The sequence below is a fragment of the Finegoldia sp. P3-F-LR genome (genome assembly GCF_052932165.1).
The window spans coordinates 36,072-50,897 of record NZ_JBRFJE010000015.1; the positions used below are offsets into that span (position 1 = coordinate 36,072).

The 14,826-nt window shown below is 32.5% G+C and carries 19 protein-coding genes; 2 read left to right on the plus strand and 17 right to left on the minus strand.

Annotated features, from left to right (window positions below; genetic code table 11):
• Window positions 1–35: 35 nt before the first annotated feature.
• The 6 genes from mnmA to ACU68U_RS06725 all read right to left on the minus strand — a co-directional run bounded on the left by mnmA (window position 36) and on the right by ACU68U_RS06725 (window position 6,041).
• Window positions 36–1,136 carry a tRNA 2-thiouridine(34) synthase MnmA gene (gene mnmA / locus ACU68U_RS06700; RefSeq protein WP_060790743.1) on the minus strand — a complete coding sequence of 367 codons (1,101 nt, stop codon included), beginning with the start codon at window positions 1,134–1,136 and terminating at the stop codon, window positions 36–38.
• On the minus strand, window positions 1,129–2,217 hold the full coding sequence (locus tag ACU68U_RS06705) for a cysteine desulfurase family protein (protein WP_446762995.1): 1,089 nt from the start codon (window positions 2,215–2,217) through the stop codon (window positions 1,129–1,131). Before ACU68U_RS06705 ends, mnmA begins: the two co-directional genes overlap by 8 nt.
• A gap of 121 nt (window positions 2,218–2,338) precedes the next feature.
• Window positions 2,339–3,217: a CPBP family intramembrane glutamic endopeptidase gene (locus tag ACU68U_RS06710; RefSeq protein WP_440275770.1), complete on the minus strand. Its 879-nt coding sequence runs from the start codon at window positions 3,215–3,217 to the stop codon at window positions 2,339–2,341.
• Window positions 3,218–3,290: 73 nt separating this feature from the next.
• Entirely contained in the window at window positions 3,291–3,977 is a 687-nt protein-coding gene (locus ACU68U_RS06715) for an ABC transporter ATP-binding protein (RefSeq protein WP_446762996.1), read from the minus strand.
• A 2-nt stretch (window positions 3,978–3,979) separates the two neighbouring features.
• Window positions 3,980–5,026 (minus strand): hypothetical protein, encoded by a 1,047-nt coding sequence (locus ACU68U_RS06720; protein ID WP_446762997.1) that lies wholly within the window; start codon window positions 5,024–5,026, stop codon window positions 3,980–3,982.
• Window positions 5,013–6,041 (minus strand): ABC transporter permease, encoded by a 1,029-nt coding sequence (locus ACU68U_RS06725; protein ID WP_446762998.1) that lies wholly within the window; start codon window positions 6,039–6,041, stop codon window positions 5,013–5,015. The genes ACU68U_RS06720 and ACU68U_RS06725 overlap by 14 nt, the downstream gene beginning before the upstream one ends.
• A 139-nt stretch (window positions 6,042–6,180) precedes the next feature.
• On the opposite strand from ACU68U_RS06725, the gene ACU68U_RS06730 reads away from it, so the two are divergent.
• Window positions 6,181–6,372: a DUF4177 domain-containing protein gene (locus tag ACU68U_RS06730; protein WP_094207800.1), complete on the plus strand. Its 192-nt coding sequence runs from the start codon at window positions 6,181–6,183 to the stop codon at window positions 6,370–6,372.
• A gap of 27 nt (window positions 6,373–6,399) precedes the next feature.
• Here ACU68U_RS06730 and ACU68U_RS06735 read toward each other — a convergent pair whose 3' ends face one another.
• The 3 genes from ACU68U_RS06735 to ACU68U_RS06745 form a co-directional block, all read right to left on the minus strand.
• Window positions 6,400–7,053, minus strand: a complete 654-nt coding sequence (locus ACU68U_RS06735; protein ID WP_446762999.1) for a YitT family protein — start codon at window positions 7,051–7,053, stop codon at window positions 6,400–6,402.
• A gap of 461 nt (window positions 7,054–7,514) precedes the next feature.
• On the minus strand, window positions 7,515–8,099 hold the full coding sequence (gene rbr / locus ACU68U_RS06740) for a rubrerythrin (protein WP_353316691.1): 585 nt from the start codon (window positions 8,097–8,099) through the stop codon (window positions 7,515–7,517).
• An 82-nt stretch (window positions 8,100–8,181) separates the two neighbouring features.
• The gene (locus ACU68U_RS06745) at window positions 8,182–8,442 is read right to left on the minus strand and encodes a G5 domain-containing protein (protein ID WP_446763000.1); all 261 of its coding nucleotides are present in this window, start codon (window positions 8,440–8,442) and stop codon (window positions 8,182–8,184) included.
• A 178-nt stretch (window positions 8,443–8,620) separates the two neighbouring features.
• Here ACU68U_RS06745 and ACU68U_RS06750 point away from each other — a divergent pair, with 178 nt between their 5' ends.
• Window positions 8,621–9,349, plus strand: a complete 729-nt coding sequence (locus tag ACU68U_RS06750; protein WP_227904433.1) for a YdjY domain-containing protein — start codon at window positions 8,621–8,623, stop codon at window positions 9,347–9,349.
• Between the two features lie 110 nt (window positions 9,350–9,459).
• On the opposite strand, the gene ACU68U_RS06755 is transcribed toward ACU68U_RS06750, so the two are convergent.
• The 8 genes from ACU68U_RS06755 to ACU68U_RS06790 form a co-directional block, all read right to left on the minus strand.
• Window positions 9,460–10,077 (minus strand): hypothetical protein, encoded by a 618-nt coding sequence (locus ACU68U_RS06755; RefSeq protein ID WP_446763001.1) that lies wholly within the window; start codon window positions 10,075–10,077, stop codon window positions 9,460–9,462.
• Between the two features lie 77 nt (window positions 10,078–10,154).
• Window positions 10,155–11,171 (minus strand): hypothetical protein, encoded by a 1,017-nt coding sequence (locus ACU68U_RS06760; RefSeq protein ID WP_446763002.1) that lies wholly within the window; start codon window positions 11,169–11,171, stop codon window positions 10,155–10,157.
• Window positions 11,168–11,683, minus strand: coding sequence for a pilus assembly FimT family protein (locus tag ACU68U_RS06765; RefSeq protein ID WP_446763003.1), 516 nt, complete (start codon window positions 11,681–11,683; stop codon window positions 11,168–11,170). The genes ACU68U_RS06760 and ACU68U_RS06765 overlap by 4 nt, the downstream gene beginning before the upstream one ends.
• Window positions 11,658–11,981: a prepilin-type N-terminal cleavage/methylation domain-containing protein gene (locus tag ACU68U_RS06770; RefSeq protein WP_094225270.1), complete on the minus strand. Its 324-nt coding sequence runs from the start codon at window positions 11,979–11,981 to the stop codon at window positions 11,658–11,660. Before ACU68U_RS06770 ends, ACU68U_RS06765 begins: the two co-directional genes overlap by 26 nt.
• Window positions 11,965–12,435, minus strand: coding sequence for a pilus assembly FimT family protein (locus tag ACU68U_RS06775; protein ID WP_446763004.1), 471 nt, complete (start codon window positions 12,433–12,435; stop codon window positions 11,965–11,967). The genes ACU68U_RS06770 and ACU68U_RS06775 overlap by 17 nt, the downstream gene beginning before the upstream one ends.
• Window positions 12,425–12,976, minus strand: coding sequence for a hypothetical protein (locus tag ACU68U_RS06780; RefSeq protein WP_446763005.1), 552 nt, complete (start codon window positions 12,974–12,976; stop codon window positions 12,425–12,427). Before ACU68U_RS06780 ends, ACU68U_RS06775 begins: the two co-directional genes overlap by 11 nt.
• A 132-nt stretch (window positions 12,977–13,108) precedes the next feature.
• On the minus strand, window positions 13,109–13,657 hold the full coding sequence (locus ACU68U_RS06785) for a DUF5067 domain-containing protein (protein ID WP_446763006.1): 549 nt from the start codon (window positions 13,655–13,657) through the stop codon (window positions 13,109–13,111).
• A gap of 131 nt (window positions 13,658–13,788) precedes the next feature.
• Complete coding sequence (locus tag ACU68U_RS06790; protein WP_446763007.1) at window positions 13,789–14,541, minus strand: YoaP domain-containing protein; 753 nt, start codon at window positions 14,539–14,541, stop codon at window positions 13,789–13,791.
• Window positions 14,542–14,826: the final 285 nt, after the last annotated feature.

The following is a 14,826-nucleotide window of genomic DNA, read 5'->3' on the forward strand; positions in this document are numbered from 1 at the left end:
AAAATCCACCAGATTTTACAACCTAGTGGACTATTTTACACCATTAATTTTTTATCTCCATTGTACACTTCGTCTATTATCGCAGATCCTATGCACACTTCGCCGTCGTAGAACACTGCTGCTTGTCCTGGTGTTACAGCTTTCGTGTCGTCATAAGTGACTTCCACATGCGTGTCGTCGATGAATTTGACGTGCGCTTTGATGTCTTTTTGTCTGTATCTGAATTTGGCTGTGCAATCAAACTCATTTCTATCCAAATGATTAAGCGATGTTTCAAATTGACTTGCGTATAATTTGTTGGAGTACAAAAGTGGATTGTCTTCTCCTTGGCATACGATTAGTTCATTTGTCTCCAAATTTTTCCCGCACACAAACCACGCTGCACCGTCTCCGCCAATTCCAAGCCCTCTTCGTTGACCGATTGTGTGATACATAAGCCCATTGTGTTTGCCCATGATGTTGCCATCGACATCTACTATGTTTCCTTGTTTTGCTGGTAAATAATGTGACAAAAATTCATTGAAGTTTCTCTCTCCGATGAAACAAATTCCCGTAGAATCTTTCTTGTCAGCCGTAGCCAAGTTATATTTCTTCGCTATCTCACGCACTTCTTTTTTTTGAAGTTCTCCAACTGGAAACATTACGTTTTTGATTTGGTCTTGCGTAAGTTGGCTTAGAAAATACGTCTGATCCTTATTATTATCAAGCCCACGAAGTAGCTTCACTCCGTCATCTCCTCGTTCGATTCTCGCATAGTGACCCGTCGCCACATAATCTGCGCCTAGTTTCATCGCAAAATCCAAGAACGCTTTGAATTTGATTTCCTTGTTGCACATTATGTCGGGATTGGGAGTTCTGCCTTTTTTGTATTCGTCCAAGAAATAAGTGAACACTCTGTCGTAGTATTCCTTCTCAAAATTAATCGAATAATAATCTATGCCGATTTCATTCGCAACAGCCACCGCATCCTTGTAATCTTCTTCTGCCGTGCAGACGCCATCATCATCTGTCTCGTCCCAATTTTTCATGAAAATTCCCACGACATCATAGCCTTGTTGTTTCAACAAAAGTGCCGCCACTGACGAATCCACGCCCCCACTTATTCCTACTACTACTTTTATTTTCGAATTATCCATTGTATTTTCCTTTTTCGTACAAATCATTTAACACATTTACTGCTTTCAATATTTCTTCTTCTGTATTTTTAAAACCAAAGCTAAACCTCACCGAATGCTCTGCCCTTTGTCCGTCGTACATATTTTCAATCACATGTGAATTCGTGATACTACCCGCAGAACAAGCAGACCCTGCTGACACGCACACCCCGTGCATATCCAAATAAGTCAACAAGAAATCATTCTTCTCAAAAGGAATGTACAAGTTCAAAATATGAGATGCAGAATTATCCACGTTACCATTAATTTTGTAATCAAAATGGATATTATCCAAGAAAGTCTTCTTCAAATTTGCAATATACTCACGTTCTTCGACAGATTTCTCCAAAGATTTCTCCAAAGTAAATGCCCCCATCACAAAAGAAGTGCCACCTCTTCTGTAATTTTCTTGCTCACCTGCATAAATCAGATTATTCAAATCCTTCCTTATATATAACACGCCGAATCCGTTGAGTCCACCTAGTTTGTGTCCCGAAAACGACAACGAATCGCAGTGCAAATCCTCAACGTCGACATCCACATGGCCCACCGACTGAGTCGCGTCGATATGATACCAAATGTCCGTATCTTTCAAATATTCGCCAAGTTTTTTCACAGGTTGAATGGCTCCCGTTTCATTGTTTACATGTTGAAGAATAATTAGCTTTGTATTAGGTGTGATGTTTCGTATAATTTCGTCGCAATCAACCACACCATTTTGTTGTGCATCTATCAAAATTACATTAGATTTGTTGTGATCTAGTGGATTCAAAATAGATGGATGCTCTATTTGTGATGTGATAATATCGTAATTCTCATCAGAAAAATTATTGATAATATAATTGTTGGATTCACTCGCACCACTTGTGAACACAATCCTTTCATCTGTAGTATTCAAAAACTTCGCAATCGCGTGACGGGAATTCTCCAAAGTCTTCTTCGCTAACCTTCCCATTTTGTGAATACTATCAGCATTCGCATCAAAATCCATCATATTATTCAAAATATATTCAATAAGCTCCACCCTCTTCAAAGATGTCGCCGCATAATCCAAATAAATCATAATCTAACCTCACTTACATGCTATTATACTATAGTTTTTCCGAAAAAAAATCAACACTAATTCCCACAATAAAAAACCCCAATGCAAATTTCTGCACTGAGGTTTGTCAATAATTTCAAATTTATTCTAATTTTTCTGAGTAATTCGAATGTCTGAGTTCTCTCTTCTTTTTAAAATCTTTCAAAATAACAAACATCAAAATCATACACACAAGCATTACAATTCCGAAAATCGAAGAAAAACTTTGCACCACAGCTTCATTCGAAGAAATAATCACGCTAAATGTGTTGTTAATCATGTGAAGAAGAATGGATGCATAGATGGATTCTGTGTAGTAATACACTGCACAAATCACAATTCCTCCGATTAATGCATACGCTCCTTGGAACAAATTAAAATGGAACACTCCAAACACAATTCCATTCAGAATAATCGCCCATTTGTATGGAAGAAGTCGTTCGTTTTCTGTAAACAAAGTCCCACGCAACATCAACTCCTCAGAAATCGGAGCGAAAATCGTAATCGCAAGAACCGACAACATCATATTGCCATTCATCAATTCTTCTGAAGCCTTATTGTACACTTCAAGGCTGGACACGATTTGTGGGAAAAATTTGCCCAAATACATCATCAAAGCTACCGTAATATTGATAAGTCCCATAAGACCAATCCCCACAATAAAAAGCTTCACGATTTCAGAAAAAGTAATCTTTCTTGTCTTCAAGTAATCTCTGTTGTATTTCGTTTGAAAAATCTTAGTTCTAAATTTAATGATTAAAAGGAAAATAATCACCCTCAGGATTTGTCCACAAAGAAGAAAAGCCGCGCCGTTTTTCGCGTAGAATTCTTGGAAATTACCATCAAATCCTACAAGCTTCGCAACAATTCCCCCAATCACTCCAACAACAAGCTCTGGAATTACGAACAAAAGCAAAAGTATAACCCCTTGTAAAATCGCAATCAAAAGATTAGAAAATTTTAGTTTTTTTGTATTCTCCATAAAAACCTCCAGTTAATTATATATACCCAAATTTTCTTGCAATTAAAAATCAAGCACAAGGCTTGATTTAAAATTATTCTTCATTTTTGTGAAACTTTCCATCTATCAATTCATATTCCACAAAATCTTGTTTTTTCAAATTATCAGTCAAATACTTGTCGTGACTGACAACTACGATAGTTTTTGATTTTCTTCTCAAAACTTCGATATATTCTATCAATTTGTCCTTCATTCTCAGATTAAGCGTGTTCGATGGCTCATCCATTAGAATAACAGACGGCTCATTCACGAAAGCTCTTGCAATGGTCACTTTTTGTCTTTCTCCTCCTGATAGATACTTTACTTTTTTGTTCAAAATCTCCGTTATTTCAAATTCTTCGCTAATCTCTTGAATTCTTTGTTTCCTGTCAGCTCTCTTGTATTTAGATGAGTAAATTAATGGTATGAGGATATTATCGTAGGTAGTCTCTGATTCTATCAAATTGTATTCCTGGAAAATAAACCCAAACACTTCATTCCTATATTTAGACATATCTTTTTCGGTAAAATCTCCAACTGATTTAGAATCCAGAATATAATCTCCTGAATATTTCCTATCCAACAAACCCACAATCTTCAAAAAAGTAGTCTTACCTGCTCCGTTTTCTCCTGAAATAATGATATTGTCCCCATCGTTTATATTCATTTCAGCATTATCCAAAACAAGAAGTTCTTCACCATTTGTGCTGAATTTTTTGGTCAAATTTTTTATTTCTATCATAATCAATCACCTATCAAATCAATCAGATCGCTTTTTTTCAAAATCAAATACATAACTATTTCTAATATCAATATACATAAAATCATGTAAATAAACGCCACTACCGAAAAAGTATTAATTGCAAATCCATTTAATACGAAAATTAAACAGAATGCTGCAACATTTACTAAAACTACGAAAACGGAGTTTCGTGCCATAATATCCTTGGTTCTAGCTCCTGATAAAATGTGGATTTTATATTCTTTTTGTAAGCTTTTTAGCATATATTTGAAGAAAATCACAAAACCCAATATTGTTATCACAGTCATAATCAGACAATACGGAACAATGTATTTGAGGATGAATGTATTTTCATCGTCGTCGTCGTATTTTTTATTTGTATTATTAATGACCATTAGCTTGTTCCCATCGAAAATCTTCTCAAATTCTCTGTCAACGCCTTTATTTATCTCATCTTCTGAAAACTTTGCATTCTCAATTAAATCAAGTATATCTGCATCACGAAACTTGTAGCCACTAACATTATTATATTTATCGGATTTTATTTCCAATAATACTCTTTTATCGTAATCAATATAGCTTTTGATTTCTTGATTCATCATATCATAGTCCATCGCATCATGAGAAACCACTTCAAATTCCGCCTCATTCTTCAAGTCAGTCACATTTTTATTACCAACTAACCAAAAAACTCTGCTATTAGTGTTTTTGTTGAATTTTCCATACAACACAATTATATCTGTATCGCAATTTCTACAAAGTGATGAATTCGTGGTATAAGTGTGCCCGTTTTTTGAAAATATATCGTCCAGTTTTTTTCCATAAGTATTCGAATAATCGTATCCCTTGTCATCAGTTGTCTGTAACACAACAGCGCTATATGAAGGCTGTTCACTTAATTGAAACTTCTTAAACTTATTTCTCAAATAAGAATCTGTTGCAGATTCCACAATTGTTCCCAATGAGAAAATTAAAAGCAACATCAAACAAAACACAACTTTATTTCTGAAAACATCCATTAGCCCTAGTTTAATATTATCTTTTATCATACAAGACCTCTTTTTCAAACTCATCGTAGCTGAGTTTAACTCTTAAAGCACTCAAAATCACAGTCAATATTATTAAAATAATCTGCAATTGCAATATAAGAAAAATCGTGATTTTGTTTTCATTAATAATTGCAAGATATCCATACGTCAACACTGTTGATATTGCACATGTTATAAAACTATATCCCAAGGCTTTTTCAATGAACATCTTCATGATGTCTTTTCGTTTTGCACCAAAATTCGCGCTAATAATTACGAATTTCTTGTATTTGTTCAAAAACATCCACAATGCAATTGCATACATTGCCACAGCCATGACCGTGCTATTAGTAATAAACTGAGCATACACCTTGTATTCTGGATATGATTTTATTAAATCCCTTAGAGTAAGCTTGTCGTACATTTTGATTTCTTTTCTCTTGTATCCGATTTTTTCAAGAGATTCTGCAACCGATTTCAATGACTTATCATCACTAGAGTCTATGTAAAGTGTTGAAATGTTTTCTGGTTTAATTGTGAATAGATTTCTCACTACATCGACTTTTCCATCATTAGCAATGAAAGATTGAACATCAAACATATTAATTATCTCAGTATGATAATTATCTTCTACTTCTTTTTTATCGTAATATGATATTTTCCCTTCTACAAAATAAGTCACTGGATATATCAAAATAGACACGTTGTTTTTGTTTTTGTAATCTTCTTTTGAAAAATACCTAAATGTAGTTGCATCAATTATTTTTGTAGAACCCATATAGTATTTCATCACTGGGTCATATATTGCAACATCTTTGGAGTTTTTTATTTCAGCTACAACTGATATACTTTCATTCATATTAAGAAAGTCAAGGCTATGATTATTATTGTTTGATTCAAAAGCTATAAATTTGTCACTCATAAAATAAGGAGAAGGTTTTCTGTTGTTCCCATATAAATAATTAAATCCAAATATCAGTATCGAACTAGTCAGAAACATCAATAGGATTATTATTTTATTGTCTTTAAGTCTCATAAACCCCTCCTTTGATTTTGCACATCGTTTTCTTAACCCAATTATATAACTTATTATTGTATTTGTAAATCATTTGATATATTATATTAAAATTTTGGGTAATAATCTATTAACAGAAAAATAAATTGAGGAGATTATTATGAAACAAAAATACGAATACAAATACGTTGAAGTGAGAACTTGTGGATTAGCATCAGATGATTATAAAAAAATCATAGATGATTATGCCAAGGAAGGTTTTAGGTTTGTGACTACTATCAATAAAACTAAAATCGGTATTGGAAACAATCCTAAAATTGATTTGGTGTTTGAAAGAGAATGTGAGCAATAAAAAAATCAAGCACAAGGCTTGATTTATTTAAGCTTTTGATACGGCTTGATTTGCCATTTTGATTTCTGAATTTGGAAGTTCTACTTCGAATTGTCCTATCAAAAATGATGATATTACAGTTGTCAAAAGTGAGAACATAATTCTGTCGACTGGAATATAGATAAGTGACAGTGCCAACACTGTTATATCTGAGAACAAATACGCTAATGATATTTTGAGTCCCGATTTAGTGGATATCGTCATTGCTAAGGCGTCGTCTCCACCTGCTGCTCCACCTTCACTTACTACAAGTCCGCATCCCAATCCGATGCAAATCCCTCCGATAATACTTGCTAACAATGGCACATCGTACATATTTGGTAACACTGGCCCTATAATATTGAAAAATTTCGCAAATACGGCAAATGATATTGTGGCTACGAAAGCTTTCTTCACAAAATCAAATCCCATTATCGAAAATCCAAGAACGTAGCAGCTCACATCCAAAATTACTGATGTTATTGATTGGTCAAATCCGAAGATTTTATTCAAGAACAACATCATTCCAAGTACTCCGCCCTCAGTTACGCCTGATTGTTTATGTACGTTCACTACTGCGAACGCCATTATTGCACATCCTAAGATTATTTTTAATAATCCTTTTTTACTTAATCCGAAAAATTTTAGCATTCTACTAAGCATATTATCTTCCCCCGTTTAGAAATTAGGAAGTTAAATTTGACCACGAAAAAAAGACTGCGGTTCAAGTTTAACTTGCCTTTGCAATCTCTGGTTTTGATGCTTTTTTGTTTGCTGATTTTTTCTTGTAAAAACTCTGAACCTTATTGTTCTTTTTAGCCTATAAGAGTATCACATCAGATCCTTTCCAGGCTCTTTATCGAGCAATAGTCATCAGATAAAAACTACCAAATAATTGTATTTGGTACCCATAGATAAATAATTACAATGAAATTATATACTATTTTTCTCCAATTGTCAACTTTTTTAGTTAAATGTTGGAAAATTTTGCGTAAAATTTTGGTATGATTTGTGTGTTGTTTACACTTTCGCTTTAATATTTGAAATTTAAAGCGAGAATGATTTTTCTGAAAAATAAAAAAACCTCAAAAGCTATAAAACTTTTGAGGCTTGATTGTCTAATCTTAATAAGTTTCTTTGAAGATTTCGAAGTGAGCTTGTGGATGATCACATGCTGGGCATTTCTTAGGAGCTGATTTTCCTTCGTGAATGTAGCCACAGTTGTTGCATTTCCATAAGTATACTTCTTCTCTTTCGAATACTCTATCTTTTTCGATGTTTTCTAATAATTTTCTGTATCTTTTTTCGTGAGCTTCTTCAACTTCTCCGATTTCAGTAAATACGTGTGCGATTTCCTTGAATCCTTCTTCTTCAGCGATTTTGGAGAATTCTGGATACATTTCAGAATTTTCGAAGTGTTCTCCTTCTGCTGCTGATTTAAGGTTACTCTTAGTGTCTCCTAAATGAACTGGGAATCCTGCTTCGATTTCTATTTCAGCGTCTTGTAAATCTTCACTCAAAAATTTCATGAATCTTTTTGCGTGAGCCATTTCGTTTCTTGCTGTTTCTTCAAATATCATAGAAATTTGAACGTATCCTTCTTTTTTTGCAGTCTTTGCAAAGTATGTATAACGCATATTTGCTTGGCTTTCTCCTGCGAATGCAGCCATCAAATTAGTAGCTGTTTTTGTACCTTTTAAGCTTGCCATAAATTTTCCCCCTTGTAAATTTGAATGAATTTAACAATTCATTTCTATTAATACTATACCACAAACGTAGAATTTTATCACATTACATGTCAGATTTGTTCAAGTTCAAATCGTTAATAATCCCCTTTGTTCCAACTTTTATAACCGTTGGAGAGCCTTCTTCGATTATTTCTTCCTTTTTAATTGTCGGTTGTCCATTGATATCTTCGTAGTACAATTTCTTAATAGTAGGTGTTCCTTTTTTTATTATGATTTCTTCACCTTGACGCATATTATTATCGTAAATTTTCGTAGGTTTAGGATTTTCTTCTACAATTGCCACGTCTTCTCCGTATTTTTTCACACTAATCACCTCTTTTATTATTATACCTTAGATTTCATTTATTTATTCAGCTTATAAGTAGTGTGTTATTTATTAGATTTTACAATAAATGAACACTTAAAACTATGATAAAATATAGCTATAGTATTAATGAGGAAACAAATAACTATAAAAAATTTTAAGAAAAGAGATGACTTTAATGAAGAAATTCAAAATTTTGGCATTATTATTAATGGCAAGTTTAATGTTCGCAGGATGTTCTAAGGAAGAAAACAAGGAAACTTCTTCTACAGAACAAAAAACAGAAGAAAAAACTGAAGAAAAGAAAGAAGAAAAGACTGAGGAAAAAACTGAAGAAAAAACTGAAGAAGCACAAGAACCTACAGCTGATAATCCTATGATTGTTGACGAAGCTAACAAACAAATCAAAGTTTATGCTGAAGTTAACGATAAGTTCAAAAACGAAAGCACAATGCATGCTATCGTAGCAAAATCAGGTAAAAATAACGAACAATCAATGTTTGTTTCTTATGCTAACCAAAATGATTTGTACGATGCATTAGAAAAAATCGGTGCAAAACCAGGTAACAATGTTACAATGGACAACATGGGAAAAGAAGCCGTTAAAGGTGATAAGATTGATCTTACATTCAAATTCCAAGGATCAGATAATGAACAAGGAATTAATGATGTCATCAAAGATTCTTCAGGAAAAGAAATAGACATCAGATTTGGTGGTAACCAAAAACCAGCAAAAGATATGAACACAGGTTGTATGACATGTTTGCAAAGTTGTCCTTTGGGAATAACTTCAAACGCATCACAATTAATTGGCGCTGACGAAAAAGACGGAGTTAAATATACTTTGGCTGATTCAGTTCCAGCTGATAAAACACCTGTTGTTATCACTTATAAATTAGCTAACTAACCATTTCATTTAAAATTCTCTATTTAAAAAGGTAGGCTTTTATTAGCTTACCTTTTTAATTTTTGTATGTATTTGCATTCAAAAAACGCCCACAGTTGTGAGCGCTTGTGTTATAAGAAAACAATGTTTGTCGTTTCTATCCAATTTATCACTATGTTGTAAATGAAAAGTCTAACAAATCTCAACCCAATGTACAAAGACATGAATGTGATGATGACGTAAGGTATTTTCTCAAATTTGAAGTTTTTGATGTTAAGTCCCAAGAAAAACAACAATATAACGAAAGCTTCTGCAATAACAATGTAAACTCCCAGTGGATAAAGTGCCATTGACATTGCTGCTTGAAACATAACTAATAGCAATATGCTGTAGTTTTCGTCTTCTCGCCAATCATCTTTTACGAAAAACTTGTTAGCTACTCTGTAAATTATTTTGAATTTAAGAATAGCAAACGCAAATATGAACACGCATCTTATCGCAAAATAAATGTATCCTGTAATGTAGTTTCTTCTGATAAATGCAATTGTGTCAAAGCTTGAATAATATTCCAAAATAGCTGTGATGATAAAAGCTAATAATCCCATTTTAAACAAGCCGTGTTTTTTATTTTTGAATCGATTTTTCGGAAGTTCCAGTGTTTCTCCCATAAACTCGAAAATCTCATATACATTATCGTAAAGCTCAGATTGTTTGCTATTCATTTCACCTATTTTTTTTAATTTTTTCATAAGCAAACCCTCCCCTTTTCGCTTATCATATATATATTATACATCATTTCAAAGTAGAGTTTCAATCATTCCATCGATTATTTGTAATAACTACCCGCAAACTCGTATTTTTTACTCGTGTATTTTGTTTTGTCTTCTGTAAATTTTATGTCGATCTCTTTCGTTGATAAATATTCTCCATTTACTTTATAACTATCTGCGTTGGGATTTTTGAGTATCAATATCCCATTAACCGTAATTTCAGGAGTTTTTTGGACTTTTTCATTTTCCACATAATACACGTTGCCCTTATCGATGAACACTCCATCTATTGTAACATCGTTAAGTATCGTGATATCTTCTGAATCAATTACAATGTTCTTCTCTTTTGTGGAAAATTCTACTAATTTAGTTAGGAATTCATCATCTATTTCTGTTTCTTTATCTCCGTCATTTTCTTCATAGCCATTTCCCTTTTCATCTTCCGAAACTTCTTCATTGTTTTGATTTGTTTTTTCGGCTACGAATTCATTGTATTTTTCATCAGCTACCTTTTTATCCACAAAATACGTTTCATCATTCAATGAAAATATTAAACAATCTTTTATTCCGATGCTTTTCTTTCCTTCAATAATTTCCGGCAACAGTTCATCGATCTTTTCTTCTGATATAATTCTTTTTTCAAAAGGATTCTTCCTTTTGTATACCATTCTAGTCGTTACCCTTGAACCGTTAGCTTCTGGATAATCACTGGTGTTTTCTGCAAATCTATCTCTTGGATACTCACTTGTAAACGAAAAAACTTTAGTATCTCCTTCTTTTTCTGTAAAAAAGTTGACCTTTGTTGGAGCCCTGAATTCGGGCATGTCTGTAGTCTGAATATCAAATGTTCCATTATCAGAATTTTCACTCAATTTTTTATCAAAAAGCTTTCTCTTATTAATTATTTTGACTTTGGAATAAGCAATCGCTTTGGCTTGAATGTAGTCGTATTTGTAAGCGTTGACAGTTCTGATATTTTTCACTTGAACTATCAAAAACGCAATGACAATCATCAACACGAATATCATGTAGAGAGCATAAATTGTGATGTAGGCTTTGGATTTTCGTTTCATTTTACCTTATCTCCGATGTAGACTACCAGTTTCTTCCCATTTTCTTTTAAATAAATGTAGTTGTCGTCATGACTAAATGTAAAATCATCGACGTTGTCCTTGAGTTTGTTCTGAGTTATTCTACTGTTAGGCCCATGTTCTTTTAAATCATCAAAACTACTAGGATCTGTAAAAGCGTATCGTATGATTTTGCCGTTTTCTTTTGTAAAATACACATAGTTTTGCTTATTATCAATATATTTTACTAGGACAAATCCCATTGATTGGTCGAAATGAGTCCAATTAGGCTTTTCTGTAATTACAGACCTCGATCTTTCGATTTCGTTTTTTATGTAATATACGCAGTGGTCGACATCGTCCACCTCATTTTTCAGATTTGCACTTGATTGCATAATAGTAAAGTTTGTCTTAAACGATAGGAAAATCACACCCAACACTACGGAGAATATGAACAAACTCACCATAACTTCAAGCAGTGTAAATCCCCTACTTTTCTTTGTAAAATGACACATCTTTCGCAATATCTCCATTAGTTACACTGACATTTACCTTAACCAAATCTCCCACATCATCCTTTGTTACAACGACTTTTGAATTCTCATCAACAATTGAATCATCCACATCATCGTGCGCTTTCAAATATTCCACAGAATTGTCCAAATCACGTAGCACAACATTTTCAGTGTAGGATTTATCCTGCATCGTAATCACATTTTTAAGCTGTGGATAGTACACTACGACACAAAGACTCACCAAAAACAATGCAAACAAAACCTCAAGCAGTGTAAATCCCTTATTTTTTCGTCTCATCCACATCCACTCTCCCTGTCGCTATGTAACAATTTATCCTGTATGTTTTGTTTTTCGTTTCGTAATAAATAGTCGGAAAATGTGTTGCTGCAGATGACTTGGATATATTTGCCCCGATATTTCCAAGGTCTATAGTATTTGCTTCACCTTTATTTAATCGAAATGTTCCATTTTTCAAATCTCTTTCGAAAAGATTCTTCATTTTATTAGAATCGTAAAAATAATAGTAATTTGTGTCGAATCGAAACTCAATACTCCTTCCTGCATTCATCGCCACACTTCTTGCACTTTTCAAATCACTTACCAAAGTGTTGACCTCTTTTCTACTTGCAATGTCTGATTTGAAGTCGTATTTCAAAACACAAGTCATAATCACAACAGAAATAATGAATAGACTCACCATCACCTCTATTAAACTGAATGCCTTAGCTTTCATTTTAAATCTAGAAAACATTTCCCATCACCACATACAATAAAAAAGAAGACCAAATCACAGGAATGAATGCAATCTCCTCATTATCTTCTTTTCTTAGAATATAAATTAAAGCCCTGATTCCACTAATAATTCCAAGATAAAATACAAAACTCACCAAATCAGTGAGGCTTTTGCTCATACCAAGTCCTAGAATAATCAAACAATCCACATTACCCATAAACTTTTCCTTAGTGAAAAAATTAAGCATCAAAATAACCAATAATAGCAGAAAACTCGTCAGGAAAAATCTCGAAAACACAGAAACAATAATACTACAAATGATGAAAAACAAAGCATTAATCCAGTACACCTCATTAGTTTTGAAATCATCAACCATCATGTCGCTACAGCCAAGTAATAAAGCAAAGTCGTAGTTTGATGTAGTATTCGTAATGCGGAAAATCGCATACAAAAACACCGAAATCAACGCAAACACTCCAACGTTTTTGATGGACAATCTCTTCAAATATAAATCCATCAAACACTTAGCTATCAACATCAAAACTATTATGGTTTCCATATTTTCCTCCATAACAATATTATATTATATTTTTAGCTAAAATAAACATTTTTTGTATTGGTTGATTTCGGTCGATAAAGCTAGTCAATTATTTAAAAATTACCACAGAAAAATTCCATGGTAATTCATTTATTATTTTAAATTAATTTTAAGAGTGCCTATTTCTCCAGTTGAACCTGTAAATTTCAAAGTTATATAGTCTTCATTATTTTTCAATAAAAAATATAAACTTCCTTCAATTTTAGAACCTTTTTTTACTTTAATCTCACCAGATTCAGAATTCTTTAAATCAGATGATTGATAATAATCTAATGGTATTTGAGTTTTCTCATTTTCTTGAAATGCCTCTATTTGTTGATCAAATACTAAGTCTTGAGCAGAGACTGGATCATCTGCACTAACATTCTCGAATTCATAATCAATTTTTATTAAATTCTCATTAGTATATTGTTCTTTCATTATTTTGCTATCTTTTATTTTAAATTTTACAGTTCTAAAATGAACTACATTATTTTCTTTATCAAAATAATTTATCTTATCATTACCACTATCTTCACTATTAGTACTAATTTCAGCACTTTCAGTTTGATCGGTTTTCGCAGTTATTTCTTTTGGTTCATTTTTAGAACAAGAGGCTAGCATTAATGATGCTAACAAAAATATAGCTATTTTTTTATTCATTTTTCTCTCCAATATAATTTATTAGTCTGTAAAATACTTCTTATATAATATAACAATTTTTTTATGTTTTCAACTACTAATTTATTAGTCGATCATTTTAAGTAAATAATCACGGTCTAATACGCGAATTTTTAGCGTACTTCTTCAATTAATTTCAAAAATTTCTTTTCATTCTGTTGATCATTGGTAATCCATTTTCCATCATAAAACAACGCATAAGTAGTGCATGGAGTGGGAGCTTGTTGTGCTTGTTGTTTGGAATGTATATGAACTGTTTTGAAATCAATGTTGTTTTCTTGTGCGATTTTTTCTAGAATAGGAACGTATTTTGCATTGAATGGGCATTGATTGGTATAATACAACACAAATCCTTTTTCTTCAATGTGAGGATTTTTGGCTTGTGTTTTAAATTTCGGGATAGGATTATTTTCACCAAATGGCAAATACATTAGATTTATTCCACAGTCAGACTCTTCGGCTACACGAAATCCTTTTTTTGACAAATATTTTGGATCAGATAGGAATGGCTTTTTCTTTTTAGAAGAAAGTATACACAGGCCAATTTTACCTTGTGATTTTGCATCTTGGATACATTGATTGAGCAAATCATTTGAATATCCGTGGCCTTTTAACGCTCCTGAAACCCAAAAACAATCAATATACATATAATCATCTGCTTCAATTGGTATCCACGCATTTTCAGCTGGTATGTATTCAATGAAACATTTGCCCCTTTTTTCTGATTTGATGACTACAAGTCCATCATCAAAGCAGCTTTTCATCCATTCTTTTTTCGAACAAACTTGGATATCATTGTTGTTTGATAATGCACAACATATATGTTCAGTTTCTATATTGTCTTTTGTTACGCGTATATATTCCATGAATTTTCACCCCATTTTTATTTTATTATATACTATTTTAAAGGTTATATGCTCTTTGTTGTGTATGTATAATTTATCGCTTTAGTTATTCTCTTAATTTCTGTAAATGAAAATATTGCAAATTTGTTCAAATTATTGTATCATACAGTATACTCAAAATTTAAGACCAGCTATCAAATGTCAAGAGAAAATAAAAAATAATTTATCTTGAAATTTAAGGCATGTCAAACAAGCCTAAAAATTTAGGCTTATCAAAATTGAATAACAACTAAATATTAGGTATGT

Excerpts from the sequence above, each read along its gene's own strand:
- ACU68U_RS06790 (WP_446763007.1), bottom strand. The coding sequence starts at position 14,541 with ATGGAATATATACGCGTAACAAAAGACAATATAGAAACTGAACATATA.
- ACU68U_RS06780 (WP_446763005.1), bottom strand. The coding sequence starts at position 12,976 with ATGGAAACCATAATAGTTTTGATGTTGATAGCTAAGTGTTTGATGGAT.
- ACU68U_RS06725 (WP_446762998.1), bottom strand. The coding sequence starts at position 6,041 with ATGAGACTTAAAGACAATAAAATAATAATCCTATTGATGTTTCTGACT.
- ACU68U_RS06720 (WP_446762997.1), bottom strand. The coding sequence starts at position 5,026 with ATGATAAAAGATAATATTAAACTAGGGCTAATGGATGTTTTCAGAAAT.
- ACU68U_RS06765 (WP_446763003.1), bottom strand. The coding sequence starts at position 11,683 with ATGTGTCATTTTACAAAGAAAAGTAGGGGATTTACACTGCTTGAAGTT.
- ACU68U_RS06775 (WP_446763004.1), bottom strand. The coding sequence starts at position 12,435 with ATGTTTTCTAGATTTAAAATGAAAGCTAAGGCATTCAGTTTAATAGAG.
- ACU68U_RS06735 (WP_446762999.1), bottom strand. The coding sequence starts at position 7,053 with ATGCTTAGTAGAATGCTAAAATTTTTCGGATTAAGTAAAAAAGGATTA.
- ACU68U_RS06785 (WP_446763006.1), bottom strand. The coding sequence starts at position 13,657 with ATGAATAAAAAAATAGCTATATTTTTGTTAGCATCATTAATGCTAGCC.
- mnmA (WP_060790743.1), bottom strand. The coding sequence starts at position 1,136 with ATGGATAATTCGAAAATAAAAGTAGTAGTAGGAATAAGTGGGGGCGTG.
- ACU68U_RS06755 (WP_446763001.1), bottom strand. The coding sequence starts at position 10,077 with ATGAAAAAATTAAAAAAAATAGGTGAAATGAATAGCAAACAATCTGAG.
- ACU68U_RS06710 (WP_440275770.1), bottom strand. The coding sequence starts at position 3,217 with ATGGAGAATACAAAAAAACTAAAATTTTCTAATCTTTTGATTGCGATT.
- ACU68U_RS06705 (WP_446762995.1), bottom strand. The coding sequence starts at position 2,217 with ATGATTTATTTGGATTATGCGGCGACATCTTTGAAGAGGGTGGAGCTT.
- ACU68U_RS06750 (WP_227904433.1), top strand. The coding sequence starts at position 8,621 with ATGAAGAAATTCAAAATTTTGGCATTATTATTAATGGCAAGTTTAATG.
- ACU68U_RS06730 (WP_094207800.1), top strand. The coding sequence starts at position 6,181 with ATGAAACAAAAATACGAATACAAATACGTTGAAGTGAGAACTTGTGGA.
- ACU68U_RS06770 (WP_094225270.1), bottom strand. The coding sequence starts at position 11,981 with ATGAGACGAAAAAATAAGGGATTTACACTGCTTGAGGTTTTGTTTGCA.
- ACU68U_RS06760 (WP_446763002.1), bottom strand. The coding sequence starts at position 11,171 with ATGAAACGAAAATCCAAAGCCTACATCACAATTTATGCTCTCTACATG.
- rbr (WP_353316691.1), bottom strand. The coding sequence starts at position 8,099 with ATGGCAAGCTTAAAAGGTACAAAAACAGCTACTAATTTGATGGCTGCA.
- ACU68U_RS06715 (WP_446762996.1), bottom strand. The coding sequence starts at position 3,977 with ATGATAGAAATAAAAAATTTGACCAAAAAATTCAGCACAAATGGTGAA.